The sequence below is a fragment of the Pseudomonas sp. N-137 genome (genome assembly GCF_034555295.1).
Lineage (GTDB): Bacteria > Pseudomonadota > Gammaproteobacteria > Pseudomonadales > Pseudomonadaceae > Aquipseudomonas > Aquipseudomonas rhizophila.
Map to the genome: position 1 here is coordinate 299,329 of NZ_JAXUDQ010000004.1, position 20,946 is coordinate 320,274.

Genomic DNA, 20,946 nt, shown 5'->3' on the forward strand with positions numbered 1-20,946 from the left:
ACCGATCCCACAGTCGCCGGCAGGCGACTGTGGGATTTTCATATCTGGCCCACCCTGACGGTGTGCCGGATAATGCCTAACCTCTAACGACAGGTTCTCGTTCCAGCACGCCCATGACCGAAATCGTTCTTACACTGTTCAGCGCCGCCCTGATCAACAACCTTGTGTTGCATTGGCCGCTGGGCGTCAATCCGCTGCTGGCGGCCAATGGAAGAAGGCAAGTCCACGCCCTGGGCCTGGCGACGACATGCCTGATGCTGATGGTCGGCACCTTGGGTTATCTGATCGATCGCTGGCTGCTGGTTCCGGCCAATCTGACCTCGCTGCGCCTGTTGGCATGGCTGTCCTTGAGTGTGTTGCTGATTGCACCATTGCTGCACTGGCTGGGGCGCTGGCTGCCGACGCTGCCGTTCGATGGTTTGTGGCCACTGCTGCTGGGCAATGCCGGCATACTGGGCATCACGCTGATCAACAGCCGGAATGACCACGGCCTGGGCCTCACCGTCGCCGCGAGCCTGGGCGCCGGCCTGGGTTTCTGGCTGGTGTTGAGCCTGTTCGATGATTTGCGTCAGCGCACCTTCGATAACGATATCCCCAGGCCCTTTCGTGGCCTGCCGATCCAGTTGATCGGCGCAGGGCTCATGGCGGTGGCATTTCTTGGATTGCGCGGGCTGGTCAAAGCATGAGTCTGATTCAACGTATTGACGCCCTGCTGCCGCAGACCCAATGCGGCAAGTGCGGCCACCCCGGGTGCAAGCCCTACGCCGAAGGCATCGCCCAGGGCGAACCGATCAACAAGTGTCCGCCCGGTGGCCGTGAAACCATCGCCGCCTTGGCCGAGCTGATGAAAGTGCCTGTGCTTGAGCTCGATACCAGCCGTGGTTCAGCCCCGGCGCAGATCGCCTTTATTCGCGAAGCCGAATGCATCGGCTGCACCAAGTGCATCCAGGCCTGCCCGGTAGACGCGATTGTCGGTGCGGCGAAGTTGATGCACACCGTCCTGGTCGACGAATGCACAGGCTGCGATCTATGCGTGGCGCCCTGCCCGGTCGACTGCATCGAAATGCACCCATTGCCCACGGCAACCGTGGTGCCGGTGGTCGGTGGCTTGGCCTTCAGCGTCGAAGAGCAGCAAGCGCGCACCGCCAAGCGCGACCATGCCCGGCGGCGCTTCGAACAGCGCAACGCACGTCTGCGCCGCGAAGAGGAGCAGCGTCTCGCCGAGCGTCTGGCCCGTACACAGCGCGCCTCACAGCCCCAAACCCAGTCCGTCGACCCCGTGCAAGCGGCACTGGAGCGGGTACGGGCGCAAAAAGCCGCCAACGCCGATGCGGCCTTGAAAAAAGCCAAGGTCGACCTGGCCATGAGCCGGGCGCAGTTGAACAAATCCTTGAAAGCATTCGGCCACCCGCCGACCTTCGAACAACAGTCGCAATTGATCGTGCTACAGCGCCAGTTCGAAGCGGCGCAACAAACCTTGACGCAATTGGAAGGGACGGTCCAGCCCACTGTTTCAACCCCCGCCCCCACTCAAAGTGCCGAGCTGAAACGGGCCAAGATCCAATTGGCCATGCGTCGCGCCGAACTCAGCAAGGCCAGGGCCGCAGGGGCGTCGGATGAACAAATAGAGCCCCTGGAGCAAGCGGTGAAAGACGCCGAACGCCAGGTGGATGCTCATGTCGCTCCCTGAGCCCATGGACGAACGGCTGCGGCAGGCGATGCTGCGGGTGCTACTGGCGACACTGCCCGGCATTCTGGCGTTGACGTGGTTTTATGGCTGGGGCGTGGTGTTCAACCTGTTGCTGGCGGGCCTTAGCGCACTGGCCGTCGAAGCACTGGCGCTGCGCTTACGGCGCCGGCCGCTCAAACCGGCACTCAACGATGGCAGCGCGCTGGTAAGCGCCACGCTGTTGGCGCTGGCCTTGCCAGCGTATTGCCCCTGGTGGCTGACCGTCACAGCCACAGCTTGCGCCTTGCTGTTCGGCAAGCACCTGTGGGGCGGCGTCGGCAATAACCCGTTCAACCCGGCGATGCTCGGCTACGCCCTGGTGCTGATCGCGTTTCCCCAGCAACTCAATCAATGGCCGGCACTTCACGGCATGAGCCTGTCCGACGGCCTGCAACAGGTGTTCGCGGTTCACCCTGGGCCTGATGGATGGGCAGCAGCAACGGCCTTGGACAGCCTGCGAATCAACAAAAGCCTGACCATCGATGAGCTGTTCGCCGCCAACCCGGCGTTCGGACGCTGGGGTGGGCGCGGCGTCGAGTGGGTCAACCTGGCGTTTCTGGCCGGAGGACTGTTCCTGCTGCACCAACGGGTGTTCAGCTGGCACGCGCCGGTGGGCATGCTCGCCGGCCTGTTCATCATCAGCTTGTTGTGCTGGAACGGATCGGGCTCCGACTCCAATGGCTCGCCGTTGTTTCATCTGCTCACGGGTGCGACCCTGCTCGGTGCGTTTTTTATCGTGACCGAACCGGTCTCGGGCGCCAAAGCGCCCCTCGCTCGCCTGCTGTTTGGCGCAGGCGTGGGACTGCTGACTTACTTGATCCGGACTTGGGGTGGTTACCCGGACGGCGTGGCGTTTGCGGTGCTGCTGATGAACCTCGGCGTGCCCGCACTGGAGCGCTTCGCCGAGGCGCGACACAGGTCGCAGCCCCTATGAAAAACTACCGTGGCGTTGCCATCCTGGCTTTGCTGATCGGTCTCGGCATTGGGGCCACTTACCTGACTCAGCTCAGCACCGCAGGGCGCATCAAGGGTCAGCAACAAGACCTTGCGAACCGAACCTTGCTCGACGTGCTGCCGACCGACCGATACGACAATCAGCCATTGGCACAACCTGTCGTAACGGCCCCCGTGACCTTGGCCCATAGCACGCTGCTGGGCGGATACCTGGCGACTCGTGCCGGCCTGCCCAACGCAGTGTTGTTACGCAGTCAGGTACTGGGCTATGAAGGCAGCATCCAATTGCTGGTCGCTATCGACCCGCAAGGGCGGTTGCTGGGCGTGAAAACCCTGCGCCAGTCGGAAACGCCCGGCCTGGGTGCGGCCATCGCTGACTGGCCAAATCCCTGGCTGCAATCCTTCAACGGTAAGTCGCTCCAGGCGCCCACCGACAGCGGCTGGGCGTTGAAAAAGGATCAGGGGCAGTTCGATCAACTGGCTGGCGCGACCGTCACCTCCCGATCGGTCCTGCAGGCTGTTCACGATGCACTGCGTTACTTCGACGAGCATCAGGCTCAACTGACCGGAGTGATCATTGATGAATAAGCCATTGCTCCTGACCCGCGGCCTGCTGCTCGTGCCCTTGGTCGGCGCCAGCGATTCGCTGGCAAACGCGCTGGGCTTATGGCTGGCCTGGGTACTGATCAGTGCCGGCCATGGCTTGGCCATGGGGCTGGTACGGTCCCACCTGACAGCGCCTCAGCGACTGCTCGCCTCCATTGTGCTGGCCGCCACCCTGACGGCTTGCGCAGGCCTGATGGCGCAGGCCTGGATGCTGGAAATGTATCAGCCGCTGAGCCTTTACATTGGCTGGATCGCTTTGAGCTGCGTGGCGCTGGAGCATGACGACATCTTCGTCGGCTCACGCCTGCCCGAACATCTCAGGCTGGCAGGCGTGTTCGGCCTGCTGATGATCGGCTTGGGCGCCCTGCGCGAGCTGGTTGGCAACGCAATATCACTGGCCTTGCTCGCCCCTGGCGGGTTTATTCTGCTCGGTCTGTTGCTGGCAGCGCACCAGGCCTGGACGGACGCCAGCCCCCCTTCAACGATCGAGGAAACGCCGCGCCCATGAACGCCGCAAAACGCCTGGAAATATTCCGTCGCTTGCACGAAGACAACCCGGAACCGAAGACCGAACTGGCCTACAGCTCGCCGTTCGAACTGTTGATCGCGGTGATTCTGTCGGCCCAATCCACCGACGTCGGCGTCAACAAGGCCACGGCCAAGCTGTTCCCGGTGGCCAACACGCCGCAGGCGATTCACGCGCTGGGCGTCGAAGGGCTGTCCGAGTACATCAAGACCATCGGCCTGTTCAACAGCAAGGCAAAAAACGTGATCGAGACATGCCGTCTGCTGATCGAGCGCCACAACGGCGAAGTCCCACAGACTCGCGAAGCGCTGGAAGCGCTTCCAGGGGTCGGTCGCAAAACCGCCAATGTGGTGCTCAACACCGCATTTCGCCAACTGACCATGGCCGTCGACACTCACATTTTCCGCGTCAGCAACCGCACCGGGCTGGCGCCGGGCAAAAACGTGGTGGAGGTGGAGAAAAAGCTGATGAAATTCGTACCCAAGGAATTTCTACTCGATTCCCATCACTGGCTCATCCTTCACGGACGTTACGTCTGCCTGGCGCGCAAGCCCCGCTGTGGCAGCTGCCGGATCGAGGACTTATGCGAATACAAGCACAAGACCTCCGACGATTGAGGCGCTATTGCTTTTATTGATTTGTCGATTGAAAAAATCTTTTTTACCCGCCCGTGGTTTATCGATATAAGGAGCGCCAATGGCAGTTTAAGCCTGGAGTCGATCCCATGAGTGCTGACAAAGAACAACTGGATGTAGAAGACGATTTCATCGCCGTTGAGGCCGACGATGTGGAACCTGTGGTCGTCGAAACAGCGAAAACCAATCTGAGCAAACGTCGCACGATTGATAATCTGCTGGAAGAGCGCCGCTTGCAGAAACAACTGGCCGATTACGACTTTGACCTCTGACACGTAAAAGCCTCCCGAATGGAGGCTTTTTACTGAGTACGCGCGGCCGGAAAAACTCACACTAACCCGTTACGCTGCGCCAGTTCGATCAGATCAACCAGCGAGCGGGCATTGAGCTTCAACAACAAGCGTGTCTTGTATGTACTGACGGTCTTGTTGCTCAAGAACATCCCATCGGCAATTTCCTTGTTGGTCTTTCCGCGAGCCAGTTGCTGCAAGACCATCATCTCTCGCCCGGACAGTCGATCGACCATATCGGACTCGCTTGCGTTACCCAGACTCGAACGCACCGTATGCAGCGCCTGATTGGGGAAATAACTGTACCCCGACAGCACCGCCTTGATTGCACTGAGTAACTCGGTGAGGTCCTGCTGCTTGCACACATAACCGGCTGCCCCCGTCTGCATGCAGCGCATCGAAAAATGCCCAGGTGCCTGGGAAGTCAGCACCAGAACTTTCAAAGGTGAAGGGTTGGCGGTCAGGCGTGCGATGACCTCCAGTCCATCCAGTTTCGGAATGCCGATATCCAGAATAACGATATCAGGCATAAGTTCACGGGAAAGTTGCAACGCATCGACGCCATTATCGGTTTCGGCAATAACTTCATATCCATGACGCTCCATTAGCAAACGTACAGCAAGACGAATGACGGGATGATCATCCACGATCAGCACTTTATTCATGGGCAAATCCAACTTCGCTGTTCGAATTTTTAGAGCACGCACAATAGCCTAGTCAATTCTACCTTGGCATGCCGCCCCCCCTGACCGCTCGCACCGAGAGACGCAACCTACAAGCGATACAGAAAAATCCTACAAATCCCCTTGGAAATAATGCGCCATAAATTTGTTTACAGAGGCAAATGGATGCATCAGGGGATCCGCGCCCCTCTAAACAAGCGCTTTTTTCTGCATCCACCCCGTCCCCCAATAGCAAAAAAACACTCGCCTCATAAAAAGTAACTGAATTATTTACCAACACAACCACAAAGGTTTTATTTAAATAAAATTGAATTCACATAAGGAATAAGCGAAATTTATTCAATCCTATTCATGAGGAAACACCACGATCAATACCTTAACCGCGAACTCATCAATTACTCACACCTTCCTAATGCAATCACCGAGCCTGAATATGTTATGAGCATCCACCATGAACAAACCTTCGAAAATCATCACCAACCCCATGACGCTAATCGCTATATTCGCAACTTTGTCCGAGACTTCGGCAGCCATCTCCCTGCCTTTCCTCGACGATCAGGACCGTGAATACTATCTTTGGTTTCTGATCAGCTTTCCGTTCTATCTATTATTTCTTTTTTTTATCACCCTGAACTTTAACTATCGCTCGTTATATTCGCCCTCGGATTTTCGCAAGAGCAAACACTTCATGAAAATCATGGATGATTCGAGCTGTCGGCGCGCACGGTTTTCCCGCCGGGCGCCCAAGGGCAAAGGATGGCTGATCACTGTTCATCCACAGAAAAAACAGCGACGACTGTTCATTTTGGTTATCCCCCGGGCACCGGAAGGCCTGGCCGAGGCCGATCGATCCAAACGCGCAAAACAGCGCCACAACGAACGAGCAGCACAGGGGAAAGGGTCCCCCAAAAAAAACGGCCTGCACATGGCAGGCCGTTTTCATGGAGCCAGGATCAGAACAGCTTGCGACCCTTGTTCGCCGCGATGCGCATGCGCAGGGCGTTGAGCTTGATGAAGCCAGCAGCGTCGGCCTGGTTGTAAGCGCCGCCGTCCTCTTCGAAAGTCGCGATGTTGGCATCGAACAGGGAGTCGTCAGACTTGCGCCCAGTGACGATGACATTGCCCTTGTACAGTTTCAGGCGCACGACGCCATTCACGTTGACCTGGGAGGCATCGATCATCTGTTGCAGCATCAGGCGCTCCGGACTCCACCAGTAACCGGTGTAGATCAGGCTGGCGTACTTGGGCATCAACTCGTCTTTGAGGTGAGCCACTTCGCGGTCCAGGGTGATCGACTCGATCGCGCGGTGAGCACGCAGCATGATGGTGCCGCCCGGGGTCTCGTAGCAGCCGCGGGACTTCATGCCGACATAACGGTTCTCGACGATGTCCAGACGACCGATGCCGTGTTCGCCACCGATACGGTTCAGGGTCGCCAGCACGGTGGCCGGGCTCATTTCCACGCCGTCCAGCGCGACGATATCGCCGTTGCGATAGGTCAGCTCCAGGTATTGCGGGGTGTCAGGAGCCTTCTCCGGGGAGACGGTCCAGCGCCACATGTCCTCTTCGTGCTCGGTCCAGGTGTCTTCCAGCACGCCGCCTTCATAGGAGATGTGCAGCAGGTTGGCATCCATCGAGTACGGGGATTTCTTCTTGCCGTGGCGTTCGATCGGGATGGCGTGCTTCTCGGCGTAGTCCATCAGCTTTTCACGGGACAGCAAGTCCCACTCGCGCCACGGCGCGATGACTTTCACGCCGGGCTTGAGGGCATAGGCACCGAGTTCGAAACGCACCTGATCGTTGCCCTTGCCGGTGGCACCGTGGGAAATGGCGTCGGCACCGGTTTCGTTGGCGATTTCGATCAGGCGCTTGGCGATCAACGGACGGGCGATAGAGGTACCCAGCAGGTACTCGCCTTCGTAAACAGTGTTGGCGCGGAACATCGGGAACACGAAGTCACGGACGAACTCTTCGCGCAGGTCATCGATGTAGATCTCTTTGACGCCCATGGCCTGAGCCTTGGCGCGTGCAGGCTCGACTTCTTCGCCCTGCCCCAGGTCAGCGGTGAAGGTCACCACTTCACAGTTATAAGTGTCCTGCAGCCACTTGAGGATCACCGAAGTGTCCAGGCCGCCGGAATACGCCAGAACGACCTTGTTTACGTCCGCCATGCCATCACTCCACGGGTTGTACGGAAAGCCGGGAAGTTTAACGTCCAGCGCGGATAATTTACAGGGGCGCGACAGCTTATGACGACGAAGCGACAGATTATGTCGAGCGCGCGACGATCCTCACGGGTCAGGATGTCCGCGCGGCGGTGGCTGCAGTGGGCTGGGCCGGTGTCGCGGTCGGCGTCGGAGCCTTGGCAGGGGGCGCGGCGGGTGTAGCCTGCGGTGCCGGCGCTTCAGGCACCGCCACACGCTCCAGGCGCACGGCCACACGACGGTTCTTGGCGCGATTGGCGGCACTGGTGTTGGGCACCAGGGGGTAACGTTCGCCGTGGAACCGCACGGTGATCTGCGACTCTTGAAAGCCGTTGGCCTTGAAGAAGTCCTGGACCGCCAGGGCACGGCGACGAGACAGCTCACGATTGGTCAATCGATTGCCGCTATTGTCGGAGTGACCGTCGAGTTCGACATGGTTGACGGTCGGGTCGGCTTTGATGAAGTCGATCATCACCTGCAACTGAGCCTTGGCCCGGGCATCGAGCTCAACGCCTTCGCCGGGAAAGCCGATCTGGGATTGCTTCACCTGCTCGAAATTCTTCGGCAACAGTTTTGCCACGCAGCCCTGGTAATCACTGAAGGCCTTGTTGAAGCGCACGGGCAGCAGCCGGACTTCCGAAACCCGCCCGTCCCCCGTGTTACGCCGTACCACCGGGCTGCGCCCTTCCATCAGCCCGCTGATCAAGCGGCCCGCCTGGACCTGAGAGCTGTTGAACAGCACATCGCCGCTGCCGAGCCTGACCGAGCCCAGGTTGATGTCGCCCCGTCCCGGCTGCCAAGGCGCGGCGGCCGCCAGCAGGATGGCCGAACCACCACCGAGCATCGGGTTATGGGACTTGAGCCGGAAGATCGCCTGCTCGCCGGCCCGGCGCACAAATTCGCCGCTGCCGAAATCGGTGACCGGCTGACTCAGCCGGCACTCGAACTTGTCGCCTTCGACCGTCCACTCAATGCTCTCCAGACGGGTCTGGAAAGTGAGCGCCATGGCGGGAAGGCTGGCAAACACACTGAGCAAGGCTAAATAACGCTGGCGCACGGGCGGCTCCAATGGCTTTTATACAAAGATCGACACACGTTGAGAGTATGACGCCTGTCCGGGGCGCCTTACGGATTCGTGGCACACCTGTAGGAGCTATCGGTAACTTGCGCCAGAACTTGATAGCGGGTGCCTGAATCGGTCTTTTCCGGTAGCATTCCCCAGAGTTTGACCCGCCTGGAAGCCCCCCAATGTCCGACCGCCTGACCCTGCTGCGTCCCGACGACTGGCATATTCATCTTCGCGATGGTGCTGTGTTGACCCATACCGTCGCCGATGTCGCGCGCACCTTCGGGCGCGCAATCATCATGCCGAACCTGGTTCCGCCAGTGCGCAACGCCATCGAGGCCGACGGCTATCGCCAGCGAATCCTGGCCGCACGCCCGGCCGGCAGCCGTTTCGAACCGCTGATGGTGCTTTACCTCACCGACCGTACGCAGCCCGAAGAAATACGCGAGGCCAAGGCCAGCGGCTTCGTCCATGCCGCCAAGCTGTACCCCGCCGGCGCCACCACCAACTCGGACTCCGGCGTCACCAGCATCGACAAGATATTCCCGGCGCTGGAGGCCATGGCCGAAGTCGGGATGCCGTTGCTGATCCACGGTGAAGTCACTCGTGGCGACGTCGACGTGTTCGACCGCGAAAAAATCTTCATCGATGAGCACATGCGTCGTGTCGTGGAGCGCTTCCCGACGCTCAAGGTGGTGTTCGAACACATCACCACCGGTGATGCCGTGCAGTTCGTCAACGAAGCCCCGGCGAACGTTGGCGCGACCATTACCGCGCATCACCTGCTGTACAACCGCAACCATATGCTGGTGGGCGGGATCCGGCCGCACTTCTATTGCCTGCCGATCCTCAAGCGCAACACCCATCAAGAAGCCTTGCTCGACGCTGCCACCAGCGGCAGCGCCAAGTTCTTCCTCGGCACGGACTCGGCGCCCCATGCCCGGCACGCCAAGGAAGCGGCCTGCGGTTGCGCTGGCTGCTACACCGCCTATGCCGCCATCGAGATGTATGCCGAGGCGTTCGAGCAGCGCAATGCGCTGGACAAACTCGAAGGCTTCGCCAGCCTCCACGGCCCGCGCTTCTATGGCCTGCCGGTGAACACCGATCGTATTACCCTGGTTCGCGACGAGTGGACCGCCCCCGCCAGCCTGCCTTTTGGCGAGCTGACTGTTATCCCGCTGCGCGCCGGTGAAAAACTGCGCTGGCGCCTGCTGGAGGAAAGTGTGTGAGTGAAGATCATTTCGACGACGAGCTGGACGGCAACGGTGGTTCGGGCGCTGCCCGTCACCCCATGGCAGCCCGCTTCCGGGGCTACCTGCCGGTCGTGGTCGACGTAGAAACCGGCGGTTTCAACTCTGCCACCGATGCGCTGCTGGAAATCGCTGCGACCACCATTGGCATGGACGAAAAAGGTTTTGTGTTCCCTGATCACACCTATTTCTTCCGCGTCGAACCGTTCGAAGGCGCCAACATCGAGGCGGCAGCCCTGGAGTTCACCGGGATCAAGCTTGATCACCCATTGCGCATGGCGGTGAGTGAAGAGACGGCCCTGACGGACATTTTCCGAGGCGTGCGCAAGGCTTTGAAGGCCAACGGCTGCAAACGGGCGATCCTGGTCGGCCACAACAGCAGCTTCGACCTGGGCTTTCTCAATGCGGCGGTGGCGCGCCTGGACATGAAGCGCAACCCGTTCCATCCGTTTTCCAGCTTCGACACCGCGACGCTTGCCGGCCTGGCATACGGCCAGACCGTGTTGGCCAAGGCCTGCCAGGCAGCCGATATCGACTTTGATGGCCGTGAAGCCCACTCGGCCCGCTACGACACCGAGAAGACGGCCGAGCTGTTCTGCGGCATCGTCAATCGCTGGAAAGAAATGGGTGGCTGGCAGGATTTCGACGACTGATGTGCTGAGTAAGCATCAGGACGGTGCGAGCAAGGCTTGCCCGCGATGAAAACGACACGGTATCCCAGAGATACCGAGGCGCCTGTATCGCGAGCAAGCTTTGCTCCCACAGCTGTTTCTGGTGTTTTTAAACAATTGGGATAAATCCTTCCCCATAAAAAAACCGGCCCATCGAGGGCCGGTTTTTTTGTGCCTGTTGCGCTTACAGCTTGTCGCTGTGCTCGCCCAGGTAGGCGGCAACGCCTTCAGGGGATGCGGTCATGCCCTTGTCGCCTTTTTTCCAGTTGGCTGGGCACACTTCGCCGTGCTCTTCGTGGAATTGCAGCGCGTCGACCAGACGGATCAGCTCTTCCATGTTACGGCCCAGTGGCAGGTCGTTGATGATCTGCGAACGGACAACGCCCTTGTCATCGATCAGGAACGCGCCACGGAAGGCCACGCCGCCTTCGGACTCAACGTCATAGGCCTTGGCGATTTCGTGCTTCATGTCGGCAGCCATGGTGTATTTCACCTGGCCGATACCACCAGCGTTGATAGCCGTGTTGCGCCAGGCGTTGTGGGTGAAGTGCGAGTCGATCGAAACGGCAACCACTTCAACGTTGCGGGCCTTGAAGTCGTCCATGCGGTGATCCAGCGCGATCAGCTCGGATGGGCAGACGAAGGTGAAGTCCAGCGGGTAGAAGAACACCAGGCCGTATTTGCCTTTGATGGCCGAGGACAGGGTGAAGCTGTCGACGATTTCGCCGTTGCCGAGCACGGCCGGGACGGTGAAGTCAGGGGCTTGTTTGCCTACGAGTACGCTCATTGGATATCTCCTGGTGAATAACGTGAAAACAAGGTCCGGGCCAGCCTGCCACCCTCAGGCGACAGCCCTGTGACACGAACCCGCTTGCAAGGGCCGATCATCATACACCGCGAATTTGGCCTGTCTTCAACGGTTTTTCGGCGAGTCCAAAAATCCTTTCCCTTGGCATGCCCCCTCATTGGCCCTGGATAAAAAACCGTTCGTCAGCTCTGGCCCAAGGGTTTCAGAAACCACTTTGACAATCATTCTCGTTAACATTAAGATCCGTCTCAATTGAGTCACAACCAGCGACGGTTCTTACTTATGTATGTTTGCCTCTGCACTGGCGTCACCGACGGACAAATCCGCGAAGCGATCTATGAAGGCTGCTGCAGCTACCGCGAAGTCCGCCAAGCCACCGGCGTAGCCAGCCAATGCGGTAAATGTGCGTGCCTGGCCAAGGAAGTGGTTCGCGAAACCCTTGCCAAAATGCAAACGGCCCAGGCCTCGATTCCCTATCCGGTAGAATTTACTGCCGCTTAAATCCAGCTTCTTGAAGAACCGGGCTCAATGTCCGGTTTTTTTATGCCTTTAAATCAAGCGCTTAGCCTCTAGACGCGGAACACAAACATTCTTATTCCGATTAATTTTCATTTATTATTCAATAACTTAGGTTTGACACTCGTCAGTGCGCGGCTCAAACTCAGCCCTATACACAGCTATTACAGGGCAGGCCCTCACCATGAAAGGCGACGTTACAGTCATCCAGCATCTCAACAAGATCCTCGCCAATGAGCTGGTCGCGATCAACCAATACTTCCTGCATGCACGCATGTATGAGGATTGGGGCCTGAACAAGCTGGGCAAGCACGAGTACCACGAGTCCATCGACGAGATGAAACACGCGGACAAGCTGATCAAGCGCATCCTGTTCCTCGAAGGTCTACCGAACGTCCAGGACCTGGGCAAGCTGCACATCGGCGAACACACTCAGGAAATGCTCAAGTGCGATCTGACGATCGAGCGTGCCGGCCACGCCGACCTGAAAGTCGCCATCGCCCATTGCGAGAGCGTTGGCGACTTCGGCAGCCGCGAACTGCTTGAAGACATCCTCGAGTCCGAGGAAGAACACATCGACTGGCTGGAAACCCAACTGGGCCTGATCGACAAAGTGGGTCTTGAGAACTACCTGCAATCGCAGATGGGCGAAGAGTAACTTCCCCAAAAGCAAGCCAATAAAAAGCCCCGCCCTCTTTCCAGAGGCGGGGCTTTTTATTGCCTGGATTTCCAGGCCACAGCGCAAAACCTTTGTGGGAGCGAGCCTGCTCGCGATAGCGGTCTATCAGTCACCAACACGTTGACTGACACGCCCTCATCGCGAGCAGGCTCGCTCCCACATTGTTTGTCCGCGAATCAGGCTTCTGTCTTGTTCGCAGCCGCTTTCTCGGCAGCAGCCTTGATCGTGGCCTGCAAAGAGCCATCGGCCGCCATCTCGGTCATGATATCGCTACCGCCGATCAGCTCACCGGCCACCCACAGTTGCGGGAAAGTTGGCCAGTTGGCGTACTTGGGCAGGTTGGCGCGGATTTCCGGGTTCTGCAGGATGTCCACGTAGGCAAACTTCTCGCCACACGCCATCACAGCCTGAGCAGCCTTGGCCGAGAAGCCGCACTGTGGCGCATTCGGCGAGCCTTTCATGTAAAGCAGGATGGTGTTGTTGGCAATCTGGTCTTTAATCGTTTCGATGATATCCACGGAGCACCTCGGCTTAAACTTTGCGACTTCAGTTGTCGACACGGTGGCGCATTGTAACGGAAAGCCGAGCACGCTGCTCGGTCTCCCCGAGAGACAAATTCACGCAGCCACCACCTTCACCGGAACCCCATTGAGCGCTGCATTGCCAGACAACTCATCCAGCTGACAGTCATCGGTCAGGTCATTGGCGCTCGAACCGGGCTGGGCGCTGGCAATGGCCATCTGCACGCCCGGCCGGGCATGGCCCCAACCGTGGGGCAGGCTGACCACGCCTTTCATCATGTCCAGGCTACCCTGCACCTCGACTTCAAGCATACCCACCCGCGAACTGACTTTCACCCGCTGCCCGTCGCTCAACCCGCGACTGCTCAGATCCTCCGGGTGCATCAGCAATTGATGACGCGGCTTGCCCTTCACCAGGCGGTGGAAATTGTGCATCCAGGAGTTATTGCTGCGCACATGACGTCGGCCAATCATCAGCAACTCATCCGCCTGTGGTGCCTGCAACCCGGCAAAGCGCGTGAGGTCGGCAAGAATGACCGCCGGTGCAGCCTGCACTCGCTGGTTTTCGGTTTTCAAGCGTGGCGCCAGGTTGGGCTTGAGGGCGCCCAGGTCGATGCCATGGGGATGGTCGAACAAGGTCGCCAGGGACAGCTTATGCGGCGAGGCGTCGCCATAGGCGCCGGCACGAAGGCCGAAATCGATCATTTGCGCCGGCGGCATGGTCGGTTTGAGTTCCTTGCCGGTTCGGGCAGCGAAAGCCTTGGCCAGACCGACGAAAATTTCCCAGTCGTGCAGCGCCCCTTCGGGCTTGGGCAGGATCGCTCGGTTGAAACGGGTCACGTTGCGCACCGCGAACAGGTTGAACGTGGTGTCGTAATGGTCGTTTTCCAGGGCCGAGGTGGATGGCAGGATCAGGTCGGCGTAGCGCGTGGTTTCGTTGATGTACAGATCGACGCTGACCATGAACTCCAACCCGTCCAGCGCCTGCTCCAGTTGCCGTCCGTTGGGAGTGGACAGCACCGGGTTGCCCGCCACGGTGACCAGCGCACGAATCTGGCCTTCGCCCTCGGTGAGCATTTCCTCGGCCAGAGCCGAAACCGGCAACTCGCCCGCGTACTCGGGACGCCCGGACACCCGGCTTTGCCAGCGATTGAAATGCCCTCCCGAGGTGGTCGCAACCAGGTCCACCGCAGGCTCGGTACACAGGGCCCCACCGACCCGGTCAAGATTGCCGGTCACCAGGTTGATCAGCTGAATCAGCCAGTGGCACAGCGTGCCGAACGCCTGGGTCGAGACGCCCATCCGCCCATAACAGACCGCTGAAGGCGCGGCAGCGAAGTCCCGGGCCAACTGCCGGATCTGCGTAGCCGGCACAGCACAGAGCGGGCTCATCGCTTCAGCCGTGAAGGTCGCGACGGCCTGGCGCACGTCTTCCAGGCCATCCACCGGCAGGTGACTGTCACGGGTCAAGCCCTCGCTGAACAGGGTATTGAGCACACCAGACAACAAAGCGGCATCGCCACCCGGGCGCACGAACACATGCTGGTCGGCAATAGCCGCCGTTTCGCTGCGACGCGGATCGACCACCACCACTTTACCGCCACGGGCCTGGATCGCCTTGAGGCGTTTTTCCACGTCCGGCACGGTCATGATGCTGCCATTGGAGGCCAGCGGGTTGCCGCCCAGGATCAACATGAAGTCGGTGTGATCGATGTCCGGTATTGGCAACAACAGGCCGTGACCGTACATCAGGTGACTGGTCAGGTGGTGAGGCAGTTGGTCCACCGAAGTCGCCGAAAATCGGCTGCGCGTCTTCAGCAGGCCCAAAAAATAGTTGCTGTGGGTCATCAGCCCATAGTTATGCACACTGGGATTGCCCTGGTAGACCGCTACCGCGTTCTGACCGTGGCGTTCCTGGATGCCCGCCAGACGTTCGGCCACCAGCGCGAAGGCATCGTCCCAGGCAATAGGCTGCCACTCGCTACCGACCCGCCGCATGGGCTGGCGCAGGCGATCCGGATCGTTCTGAATATCCTGCAGCGCTACCGCCTTGGGGCAGATGTGGCCGCGACTGAAGCTGTCCAGTGGATCGCCCTTGATCGAGGTGATCGCCAGGCCCTGGCCTTCGGTCTCGGTGGTTTCAAGGGTCAAGCCACAGATGGCTTCGCACAGATGGCACGCACGGTGGTGGAGAGTCTTGGTCATGGCCAGCCTCTATTTTATTCGTAACGGGCGCTTTCGGCCGCGGGAACAAAACTATGGCGCGTGATCCCCCCCTGCGCCAGCGACGTTCGTCCTGTGAATTGCCGTGCATCAGGCCCGCCGATGCAGTGAGCTCAAGGCTGCTCGGAAGGCGGCGCCAGCAACTGGATTTCCTCGATGGTTTCCACTTGCTCGTGAGCAATGGGCACGCCCGTCAACTCTCCGATCAATCGCCAATGCTCGTCGAGCCCGCTGCTGATGGTGGCCATGCGATCGATCATGCGTCGACCTGCTGCCTTGGTCACCTCGTCATCGCTGCGCAGCAACTCGAATGACATGGACGTCACCGAGGCAGTCAGGTGAGTCAGGGAGCGCGCTGTCAGCCCCAGTAGTTCCATCAGTTGTTGCTCTTTCGAATCCATTTCGGGGCTCCTGCGTCTGAGGTTCATTTATAACCCAGGCCCTGGCATTAGGAAATATTCACGCCCAGGAACAGGCCGGCCAAATCATTCAATAACGCCCCGGTTTGATTGCCAAGCTGCGCAAGGCCGGTGTACAAATGGGTGGCTGCTGTCAGGAAACCGGCTTCATACATGTCTTCGCCAACCTGCTATGACCTCGTTGAAATCCCCTAAAACTGTAGCCCTATTGGTAAGACGCGACATTTCCTTATAAGATCGCGCCTTCCCCTATTTCGTCGCCCCGTGCGGCTTTTGCCGCAGGTCTCGCCCGTTTTTTCATGAAACAAGGCTTTGAGCATCTGCGATCAGTGACAAAAGGTAGTCAATCATGAGCGCAAGGCACTTTCTCTCCCTGATGGATTTCACGCCCGACGAGTTGCTCGGCGTGATCCGTCGAGGCGTGGAGCTCAAGGACCTGCGTAATCGCGGCGTACTGTTCGAGCCCCTGAAAAACCGTGTGCTGGGGATGATCTTCGAGAAGTCATCGACCCGCACCCGTATTTCTTTCGAAGCCGGCATGATCCAGCTCGGCGGCCAGGCAATCTTCCTGTCGCCCCGCGACACCCAGCTGGGCCGTGGCGAACCGATCGGCGACTGCGCCATCGTCATGTCGAGCATGCTTGATGCGGTGATGATCCGTACCTTCGCCCACAGCACGCTGACTGAGTTTGCGGCGCACTCGCGCGTACCGGTGATCAATGGTCTGTCCGATGACTTGCACCCCTGCCAGTTGCTGGCCGACATGCAGACGTTCCTCGAACACCGCGGCTCCATTCAGGGCAAGACCGTGGCCTGGGTCGGCGATGGCAACAACATGTGCAACAGCTATATAGAAGCCGCGATCCAGTTCGACTTCCAGCTGCGCATCGCCTGCCCGGAAGGCTACGACCCCAGTGCCGAGCTGGTGGCCAAGGCCGGGAGCCGGGTGACCATCGTCCGTGATCCGAAACAGGCCGTGGCCGGCGCGCACCTGGTGAGCACTGATGTCTGGACCTCCATGGGCCAGGAAGAAGAAACCGCCAAGCGTCTGAAACTGTTCGCGCCACTTCAGGTCAACCGCGCTCTGCTCGACCTGGCGGACGCTGACGTGCTGTTCATGCACTGCCTGCCGGCCCATCGCGGCGAGGAGATCAGCGTCGACCTGCTGGACGATCCACGCTCCGTGGCATGGGATCAGGCAGAAAATCGCCTTCACGCACAAAAGGCCTTGCTCGAGTTTCTGGTCGAGCCGGCGTACCACCACGCATGAGCCATACCCTGCTACTGAATCTGCAGAACCTGACTTGCGGTTATCAAAACCAGCGCGTCGTCCAGAACCTCAACCTGCACCTCAATGCCGGGGATATCGGTTGCCTGCTCGGCTCGTCCGGGTGTGGCAAGACCACGACGCTGCGAGCCATCGCCGGTTTCGAACCGGTACAGGAAGGTGAGATCCAGCTGGCGGGGGAAACCATCTCCCGCGCCGGTTTCACCCTCGCCCCGGAAAAACGCCGCATCGGCATGGTATTTCAGGACTATGCGCTGTTCCCTCACCTGAGCGTGGCGGAGAACATTGCGTTTGGCATTCGCAAGCATCCGGACAAGGACCGCGTGGTCGAGGAACTGCTGGAGCTGGTCAACCTGAAGAGCCTGGGCAAGCGCTTTCCCCATGAACTGTCCGGGGGTCAGCAACAACGTGTGGCCCTGGCTCGCGCCCTGGCGCCGGAACCGCAATTGCTGCTGCTCGACGAACCGTTCTCCAATCTCGATGGTGAGCTCAGACGCAAGCTCAGCCATGAAGTGCGGGACATTCTCAAGGTCCGCGGCACCAGCGCGATTCTGGTAACCCACGATCAGGAAGAAGCCTTCGCGGTGAGCGACCATGTCGGGGTATTCAAGGAGGGTCGGCTGGAACAGTGGGATACGCCCTACAATCTGTACCATGAACCGCTGACGCCATTTGTCGCCAGCTTCATTGGCCAGGGTTACTTCATTCGCGGCCAGCTCGACAGCCCGGAATCGGTGCAAACCGAGCTGGGTATCCTGCGCGGCAATCGGGCCTACACCTGGCCCATCGGTGGTGCGGTGGATGTGCTGCTGCGCCCGGACGATATCGTCTACGCACCGGACAGTCCGCTCACAGGCAGGATTGTCGGCAAGACGTTCCTGGGGGCTTCAACCCTGTATCGCCTGCAATTGCCGACCGGAGCGCAGCTGGAATCCATTTTCCCGAGCCATGCCGACCATCTGGTGGGGGACAACGTCGGCATCCGCGTAGCGGCTGAACACTTGGTGTTGTTCCAGGCGTCAGGGAGCACGGCGGCCCACATACCCCCCGTGGAAAGCGGCGTGCGGCGCTACAGTACTGCCAGCTAGAAGCAATTGTTGGAGCGAGCCTGCTCGCGATGGCGTAGGCATATTCAGCATCGATGCAAGCTGAACCAACGCTATCGCGAGCAGGCTCGCTCCCACATTTTGACCTCAGAGATTTGAGATGAGGTTACCGGCTCCCCCCAACATCAACGTCCCACTGGCCACCAACGTCGCATTCCCGCCAATCTTCACCCGCTCTCCCTCAAGTCGGCAGAACAGTTCGCCGCCCCTGGCCGAGCACTGATAAGCCGCCAGCCCCAGCTTGCCCAAGCGCCGAGACCAGTAAGGAATCAGGCTGCAATGGGTCGAGCCCGTGACCGGATCTTCATTGATGCCAATCGCCGGGGCGAAATAGCGCGAGACAAAATCATGCCGGCTTCCCGGCGCAGTCACGATTGCGCCCGGCCACGGCAGCTTCGCCAGGGCCGCCATGTCCGGCTTGCAATCGAGCACCGCCTGCTCCGACTCCAGCACGACGAACAGTTCGTTGGAGCTCAACACGTCCACCGCTTCCACGCCCAGGGCAGCCTGGACCACCAGGGATGCACCCAACTCGCTGGGGACGATGGCTGGAAAATCCAGCCATAGCCGATCACCTTCGCGAGTGACGCTCAACGCCCCGGATCGACAGATGAAGTCCAGTCGCTCGACGGTTTCGTGATAGACCTCGAACAGCACATGGGCGCTGGCCAAGGTGGCATGCCCGCACAACGGTACCTCGGTGGTGGGCGTGAACCAGCGAATATGCCAATGCTGGCCTTCACGCACCAGAAAGGCCGTTTCAGCCAGGTTATGTTCGGCGGCGATCCTTTGCATCAAGTCATCGGCCAGCCAGGCGTCGAGCCGATAGACCATCGCCGGATTGCCGCCAAACGGCCGATCACTGAACGCATCGACTTGATGAAACGCAAGCTGCATGGCACTTCTCCTTGTTATTGATGCATGAGCATGAGTGCCCAGCTACTGCTTTTCCAGTGACAGATCCGACGAATTTTCACCCTACAGCCCAGGACGAAGGCCCCGGCAGCCACCCAAGCCTAAGCCCGACACCATTATGACAACGGTACTTGCTCACGCCCTGCGCCGGTTTCAAGCACGCCCGATATCCGCAAACGCCGCCCCGGTATGCTCGGCCAGTACCGCAGGCGCCAGCTCTACCTCCAGCCCCCGCCTTCCGGCACTGACAAAGATGCTGGCGAACGGCTGGGCAGAACTGTCGATAAAAGTGCGAAGACGTTTTTTCTGCCCCAATGGACTGATACCACCGAGCAGATAACCGGTCGAACGCTGGGCGGCCGCGGGGTCGGCCATCTCGACTTTTTTTACGCCGGCGGCTTGGGCCAGGGCTTTCAAATCCAGGCTGCCGACCACGGGCACCACCGCCACCAACAACTCGTGTTTTTCGCTGGCCGCCAACAACGTCTTGAAGACCTGCGCCGGATCCAGTCCAAGCTTTTCTGCCGCTTCCAAACCATAGGAGGCTGCCTTGGGATCGTGTTCATAACTGTGAATGCGATGCTCGGCGCGCACCTTTTTAAGCAGATCCAATGCCGGGGTCATGATCGCTCCTGAGGAAATTCGAATAAGCGTGGCCGGATTCTAAGTCATCGTCGGCCAAAAGGCGCTGGAACTGGGCTGCCAACCCCAGTGACTTAGCGTGAGCGAAACAGTCATTCACACCACGAATAGTTTAAATGTGACCAATGGTTCACTTTCGACCTTTGACACCAGCGTTTCTTGTCTATATTTTTTCGAAACTGAAAACAGAAATGCAGGTCTCAACCAACACCCCGAGTTCAGGATGAGGATCCTACCTCGGCGCTGAACGCGCGATCGGGCTTTACCGGACGCGCCAGACAACAACAAAAACCGAGGTTTGAATGACAATTGCTTTACAACAGCCCCCCCTTTCCAGCCAATGCCTGGCCGAATTCCTGGGGACTGCCCTGCTGATTTTCTTCGGCACTGGCTGCGTTGCAGCGCTCAAGGTCGCGGGTGCGAGTTTCGGTCTGTGGGAAATCAGTATCATCTGGGGTGTCGGTGTCAGCATGGCGATCTACCTCAGTGCCGGCGTTTCCGGCGCACACCTGAACCCCGCCGTCAGCATCGCGCTGTGTATTTTCACCGACTTTGAAAAGCGTAAGTTGCCCTTCTACATTATTTGCCAGGTGGCCGGCGCCTTTTGTGGCGCGCTGCTGGTCTACACGCTGTACAGCAATCTATTCTTCGATTTCGAACAGTCCCGGCAAATGATTCGTGGCTCAGAAGCCAGCCTTGAACTGGCCTCGGTGTTCTCCACTTATCCACACCCGGCGCTGTCCACTGGCCAGGCGTTTCTGGTGGAGGTGATCATCACCGCCATTCTGATGGGCGTGATCATGTCCCTGACCGATGACAACAATGGCCTGCCCCGCGGCCCGCTGGCGCCACTGCTGATCGGCCTGCTGATCGCGGTAATTGGCAGCTCGATGGGACCGCTGACGGGCTTCGCGATGAATCCGGCGCGAGACTTCGGCCCTAAACTGATGACTTTCTTCACCGGGTGGGGTGAAATTTCCCTCACGGGTGGACGCGACATCCCGTACTTCCTGGTTCCGATTTTTGCACCGATCGTGGGTGCATGCCTGGGCGCTGCGGCCTATCGCGGGTTGATTGCCCGCCATCTGCCCAGCGCCGTGGCTGTTACAAAGGATGCAAAACCGGCCATTGACGGCAAACCCAGAACATCCTGAAACAATCGGCGCACACTCTGCCCGCTCAAGCGTGCGCCAGGCCTCACCCCTTATTCACGTC

25 protein-coding genes are annotated in these 20,946 nt (G+C 59.4%); 15 read left to right on the forward strand and 10 right to left on the reverse strand.

The features are described from left to right. Window positions 1-113 precede the first annotated feature (113 nt). The 7 genes from T3A99_RS01800 (at window position 114) to T3A99_RS01830 (ending at window position 4,722) form a co-directional block, all read left to right on the forward strand. A complete protein-coding gene (locus T3A99_RS01800; protein ID WP_076383713.1) occupies window positions 114-686 on the forward strand; it encodes an Rnf-Nqr domain containing protein in 573 nt (190 codons plus the stop codon). After that, window positions 683-1,690, forward strand: a complete 1,008-nt coding sequence (gene rsxB, locus T3A99_RS01805) for an electron transport complex subunit RsxB (protein WP_107321987.1) — start codon at window positions 683-685, stop codon at window positions 1,688-1,690. Before T3A99_RS01800 ends, rsxB begins: the two co-directional genes overlap by 4 nt. Further along, window positions 1,677-2,663: an RnfABCDGE type electron transport complex subunit D gene (locus T3A99_RS01810; RefSeq protein ID WP_076386568.1), complete on the forward strand. Its 987-nt coding sequence runs from the start codon at window positions 1,677-1,679 to the stop codon at window positions 2,661-2,663. Before rsxB ends, T3A99_RS01810 begins: the two co-directional genes overlap by 14 nt. Beyond that, window positions 2,660-3,271, forward strand: coding sequence for an RnfABCDGE type electron transport complex subunit G (locus T3A99_RS01815; RefSeq protein WP_047227010.1), 612 nt, complete (start codon window positions 2,660-2,662; stop codon window positions 3,269-3,271). Before T3A99_RS01810 ends, T3A99_RS01815 begins: the two co-directional genes overlap by 4 nt. Then, complete coding sequence (locus T3A99_RS01820) at window positions 3,264-3,797, forward strand: Rnf-Nqr domain containing protein (protein WP_274089926.1); 534 nt, start codon at window positions 3,264-3,266, stop codon at window positions 3,795-3,797. Before T3A99_RS01815 ends, T3A99_RS01820 begins: the two co-directional genes overlap by 8 nt. Next, window positions 3,794-4,432: an endonuclease III gene (gene nth, locus T3A99_RS01825; RefSeq protein WP_047227012.1), complete on the forward strand. Its 639-nt coding sequence runs from the start codon at window positions 3,794-3,796 to the stop codon at window positions 4,430-4,432. Before T3A99_RS01820 ends, nth begins: the two co-directional genes overlap by 4 nt. Window positions 4,433-4,539: 107 nt before the next feature. Beyond that, a complete protein-coding gene (locus tag T3A99_RS01830) occupies window positions 4,540-4,722 on the forward strand; it encodes a PA3496 family putative envelope integrity protein (protein WP_047227013.1) in 183 nt (60 codons plus the stop codon). Window positions 4,723-4,778: 56 nt separating this feature from the next. Here T3A99_RS01830 and T3A99_RS01835 read toward each other — a convergent pair whose 3' ends face one another. Further along, window positions 4,779-5,405, reverse strand: coding sequence for a response regulator transcription factor (locus T3A99_RS01835; protein ID WP_047227014.1), 627 nt, complete (start codon window positions 5,403-5,405; stop codon window positions 4,779-4,781). Between the two features lie 469 nt (window positions 5,406-5,874). Between T3A99_RS01835 and T3A99_RS01840 the strand changes: the two genes are divergently transcribed. Further along, the gene (locus T3A99_RS01840) at window positions 5,875-6,429 is read left to right on the forward strand and encodes a hypothetical protein (RefSeq protein ID WP_240539595.1); all 555 of its coding nucleotides are present in this window, start codon (window positions 5,875-5,877) and stop codon (window positions 6,427-6,429) included. Here T3A99_RS01840 and T3A99_RS01845 read toward each other — a convergent pair. Both T3A99_RS01845 and T3A99_RS01850 read right to left on the reverse strand, forming a co-directional pair. Beyond that, the gene (locus tag T3A99_RS01845) at window positions 6,377-7,594 is read right to left on the reverse strand and encodes an argininosuccinate synthase (RefSeq protein ID WP_024779511.1); all 1,218 of its coding nucleotides are present in this window, start codon (window positions 7,592-7,594) and stop codon (window positions 6,377-6,379) included. The genes T3A99_RS01840 and T3A99_RS01845 overlap by 53 nt on opposite strands. A 127-nt stretch (window positions 7,595-7,721) precedes the next feature. After that, complete coding sequence (locus tag T3A99_RS01850; RefSeq protein ID WP_047227015.1) at window positions 7,722-8,684, reverse strand: flagellar protein MotY; 963 nt, start codon at window positions 8,682-8,684, stop codon at window positions 7,722-7,724. A 191-nt stretch (window positions 8,685-8,875) separates the two neighbouring features. Between T3A99_RS01850 and pyrC the strand changes: the two genes are divergently transcribed. Then, window positions 8,876-9,922, forward strand: coding sequence for a dihydroorotase (pyrC, locus tag T3A99_RS01855; RefSeq protein WP_047227016.1), 1,047 nt, complete (start codon window positions 8,876-8,878; stop codon window positions 9,920-9,922). Beyond that, window positions 9,919-10,596 (forward strand): ribonuclease T, encoded by a 678-nt coding sequence (rnt, locus tag T3A99_RS01860; RefSeq protein ID WP_047227017.1) that lies wholly within the window; start codon window positions 9,919-9,921, stop codon window positions 10,594-10,596. The genes pyrC and rnt overlap by 4 nt, the downstream gene beginning before the upstream one ends. A 202-nt stretch (window positions 10,597-10,798) precedes the next feature. Here the strand turns inward: rnt and T3A99_RS01865 are convergent, their stop codons facing one another. Then, complete coding sequence (locus T3A99_RS01865; RefSeq protein ID WP_047227018.1) at window positions 10,799-11,401, reverse strand: peroxiredoxin; 603 nt, start codon at window positions 11,399-11,401, stop codon at window positions 10,799-10,801. A 303-nt stretch (window positions 11,402-11,704) separates the two neighbouring features. On the opposite strand from T3A99_RS01865, the gene T3A99_RS01870 reads away from it, so the two are divergent. Beyond that, entirely contained in the window at window positions 11,705-11,923 is a 219-nt protein-coding gene (locus T3A99_RS01870; RefSeq protein ID WP_047227019.1) for a bacterioferritin-associated ferredoxin, read from the forward strand. A gap of 199 nt (window positions 11,924-12,122) precedes the next feature. Further along, window positions 12,123-12,596, forward strand: coding sequence for a bacterioferritin (gene bfr / locus T3A99_RS01875; protein WP_047227020.1), 474 nt, complete (start codon window positions 12,123-12,125; stop codon window positions 12,594-12,596). Window positions 12,597-12,793: 197 nt separating this feature from the next. On the opposite strand, the gene grxD is transcribed toward bfr, so the two are convergent. From grxD to T3A99_RS01895, 4 genes are all read right to left on the reverse strand, one after another. Beyond that, a complete protein-coding gene (gene grxD / locus T3A99_RS01880; RefSeq protein ID WP_047227021.1) occupies window positions 12,794-13,135 on the reverse strand; it encodes a Grx4 family monothiol glutaredoxin in 342 nt (113 codons plus the stop codon). A gap of 99 nt (window positions 13,136-13,234) precedes the next feature. After that, window positions 13,235-15,343: a molybdopterin oxidoreductase family protein gene (locus T3A99_RS01885; protein ID WP_188251999.1), complete on the reverse strand. Its 2,109-nt coding sequence runs from the start codon at window positions 15,341-15,343 to the stop codon at window positions 13,235-13,237. A 131-nt stretch (window positions 15,344-15,474) separates the two neighbouring features. Then, entirely contained in the window at window positions 15,475-15,762 is a 288-nt protein-coding gene (locus T3A99_RS01890; protein WP_047227023.1) for a hypothetical protein, read from the reverse strand. Between the two features lie 47 nt (window positions 15,763-15,809). After that, window positions 15,810-15,935: a hypothetical protein gene (locus T3A99_RS01895; protein ID WP_257220644.1), complete on the reverse strand. Its 126-nt coding sequence runs from the start codon at window positions 15,933-15,935 to the stop codon at window positions 15,810-15,812. A gap of 194 nt (window positions 15,936-16,129) precedes the next feature. On the opposite strand from T3A99_RS01895, the gene argF reads away from it, so the two are divergent. Continuing rightward, on the forward strand, window positions 16,130-17,050 hold the full coding sequence (gene argF / locus T3A99_RS01900) for an ornithine carbamoyltransferase (RefSeq protein WP_047227024.1): 921 nt from the start codon (window positions 16,130-16,132) through the stop codon (window positions 17,048-17,050). Continuing rightward, on the forward strand, window positions 17,047-18,156 hold the full coding sequence (locus T3A99_RS01905; protein ID WP_047227025.1) for an ABC transporter ATP-binding protein: 1,110 nt from the start codon (window positions 17,047-17,049) through the stop codon (window positions 18,154-18,156). Before argF ends, T3A99_RS01905 begins: the two co-directional genes overlap by 4 nt. Before the next feature lie 105 nt (window positions 18,157-18,261). On the opposite strand, the gene T3A99_RS01910 is transcribed toward T3A99_RS01905, so the two are convergent. Then, a complete protein-coding gene (locus T3A99_RS01910; RefSeq protein ID WP_274089927.1) occupies window positions 18,262-19,071 on the reverse strand; it encodes a PhzF family phenazine biosynthesis protein in 810 nt (269 codons plus the stop codon). Between the two features lie 171 nt (window positions 19,072-19,242). Then, complete coding sequence (ybaK, locus tag T3A99_RS01915; protein WP_274089928.1) at window positions 19,243-19,713, reverse strand: Cys-tRNA(Pro) deacylase; 471 nt, start codon at window positions 19,711-19,713, stop codon at window positions 19,243-19,245. A 320-nt stretch (window positions 19,714-20,033) separates the two neighbouring features. Here ybaK and T3A99_RS01920 point away from each other — a divergent pair, with 320 nt between their 5' ends. Further along, on the forward strand, window positions 20,034-20,885 hold the full coding sequence (locus T3A99_RS01920) for an MIP/aquaporin family protein (RefSeq protein ID WP_047227028.1): 852 nt from the start codon (window positions 20,034-20,036) through the stop codon (window positions 20,883-20,885). The last annotated feature ends 61 nt before the right edge of the window (window positions 20,886-20,946 follow it).

What these genes read in the sequence shown, in the direction of transcription:
- argF (WP_047227024.1), top strand. Translation starts at nt 16,130, where the DNA reads ATGAGCGCAAGGCACTTTCTCTCCCTGATGGATTTCACGCCCGACGAG.
- pyrC (WP_047227016.1), top strand. Translation starts at nt 8,876, where the DNA reads ATGTCCGACCGCCTGACCCTGCTGCGTCCCGACGACTGGCATATTCAT.
- T3A99_RS01815 (WP_047227010.1), top strand. Translation starts at nt 2,660, where the DNA reads ATGAAAAACTACCGTGGCGTTGCCATCCTGGCTTTGCTGATCGGTCTC.
- T3A99_RS01885 (WP_188251999.1), bottom strand. Translation starts at nt 15,343, where the DNA reads ATGACCAAGACTCTCCACCACCGTGCGTGCCATCTGTGCGAAGCCATC.
- T3A99_RS01830 (WP_047227013.1), top strand. Translation starts at nt 4,540, where the DNA reads ATGAGTGCTGACAAAGAACAACTGGATGTAGAAGACGATTTCATCGCC.
- T3A99_RS01910 (WP_274089927.1), bottom strand. Translation starts at nt 19,071, where the DNA reads ATGCAGCTTGCGTTTCATCAAGTCGATGCGTTCAGTGATCGGCCGTTT.
- T3A99_RS01920 (WP_047227028.1), top strand. Translation starts at nt 20,034, where the DNA reads ATGACAATTGCTTTACAACAGCCCCCCCTTTCCAGCCAATGCCTGGCC.
- T3A99_RS01845 (WP_024779511.1), bottom strand. Translation starts at nt 7,594, where the DNA reads ATGGCGGACGTAAACAAGGTCGTTCTGGCGTATTCCGGCGGCCTGGAC.
- T3A99_RS01865 (WP_047227018.1), bottom strand. Translation starts at nt 11,401, where the DNA reads ATGAGCGTACTCGTAGGCAAACAAGCCCCTGACTTCACCGTCCCGGCC.
- T3A99_RS01810 (WP_076386568.1), top strand. Translation starts at nt 1,677, where the DNA reads ATGTCGCTCCCTGAGCCCATGGACGAACGGCTGCGGCAGGCGATGCTG.
- ybaK (WP_274089928.1), bottom strand. Translation starts at nt 19,713, where the DNA reads ATGACCCCGGCATTGGATCTGCTTAAAAAGGTGCGCGCCGAGCATCGC.
- bfr (WP_047227020.1), top strand. Translation starts at nt 12,123, where the DNA reads ATGAAAGGCGACGTTACAGTCATCCAGCATCTCAACAAGATCCTCGCC.
- T3A99_RS01835 (WP_047227014.1), bottom strand. Translation starts at nt 5,405, where the DNA reads ATGAATAAAGTGCTGATCGTGGATGATCATCCCGTCATTCGTCTTGCT.
- T3A99_RS01820 (WP_274089926.1), top strand. Translation starts at nt 3,264, where the DNA reads ATGAATAAGCCATTGCTCCTGACCCGCGGCCTGCTGCTCGTGCCCTTG.
- T3A99_RS01870 (WP_047227019.1), top strand. Translation starts at nt 11,705, where the DNA reads ATGTATGTTTGCCTCTGCACTGGCGTCACCGACGGACAAATCCGCGAA.
- rsxB (WP_107321987.1), top strand. Translation starts at nt 683, where the DNA reads ATGAGTCTGATTCAACGTATTGACGCCCTGCTGCCGCAGACCCAATGC.
- nth (WP_047227012.1), top strand. Translation starts at nt 3,794, where the DNA reads ATGAACGCCGCAAAACGCCTGGAAATATTCCGTCGCTTGCACGAAGAC.
- T3A99_RS01895 (WP_257220644.1), bottom strand. Translation starts at nt 15,935, where the DNA reads ATGTATGAAGCCGGTTTCCTGACAGCAGCCACCCATTTGTACACCGGC.
- T3A99_RS01890 (WP_047227023.1), bottom strand. Translation starts at nt 15,762, where the DNA reads ATGGATTCGAAAGAGCAACAACTGATGGAACTACTGGGGCTGACAGCG.
- T3A99_RS01840 (WP_240539595.1), top strand. Translation starts at nt 5,875, where the DNA reads ATGAACAAACCTTCGAAAATCATCACCAACCCCATGACGCTAATCGCT.
- T3A99_RS01905 (WP_047227025.1), top strand. Translation starts at nt 17,047, where the DNA reads ATGAGCCATACCCTGCTACTGAATCTGCAGAACCTGACTTGCGGTTAT.
- T3A99_RS01800 (WP_076383713.1), top strand. Translation starts at nt 114, where the DNA reads ATGACCGAAATCGTTCTTACACTGTTCAGCGCCGCCCTGATCAACAAC.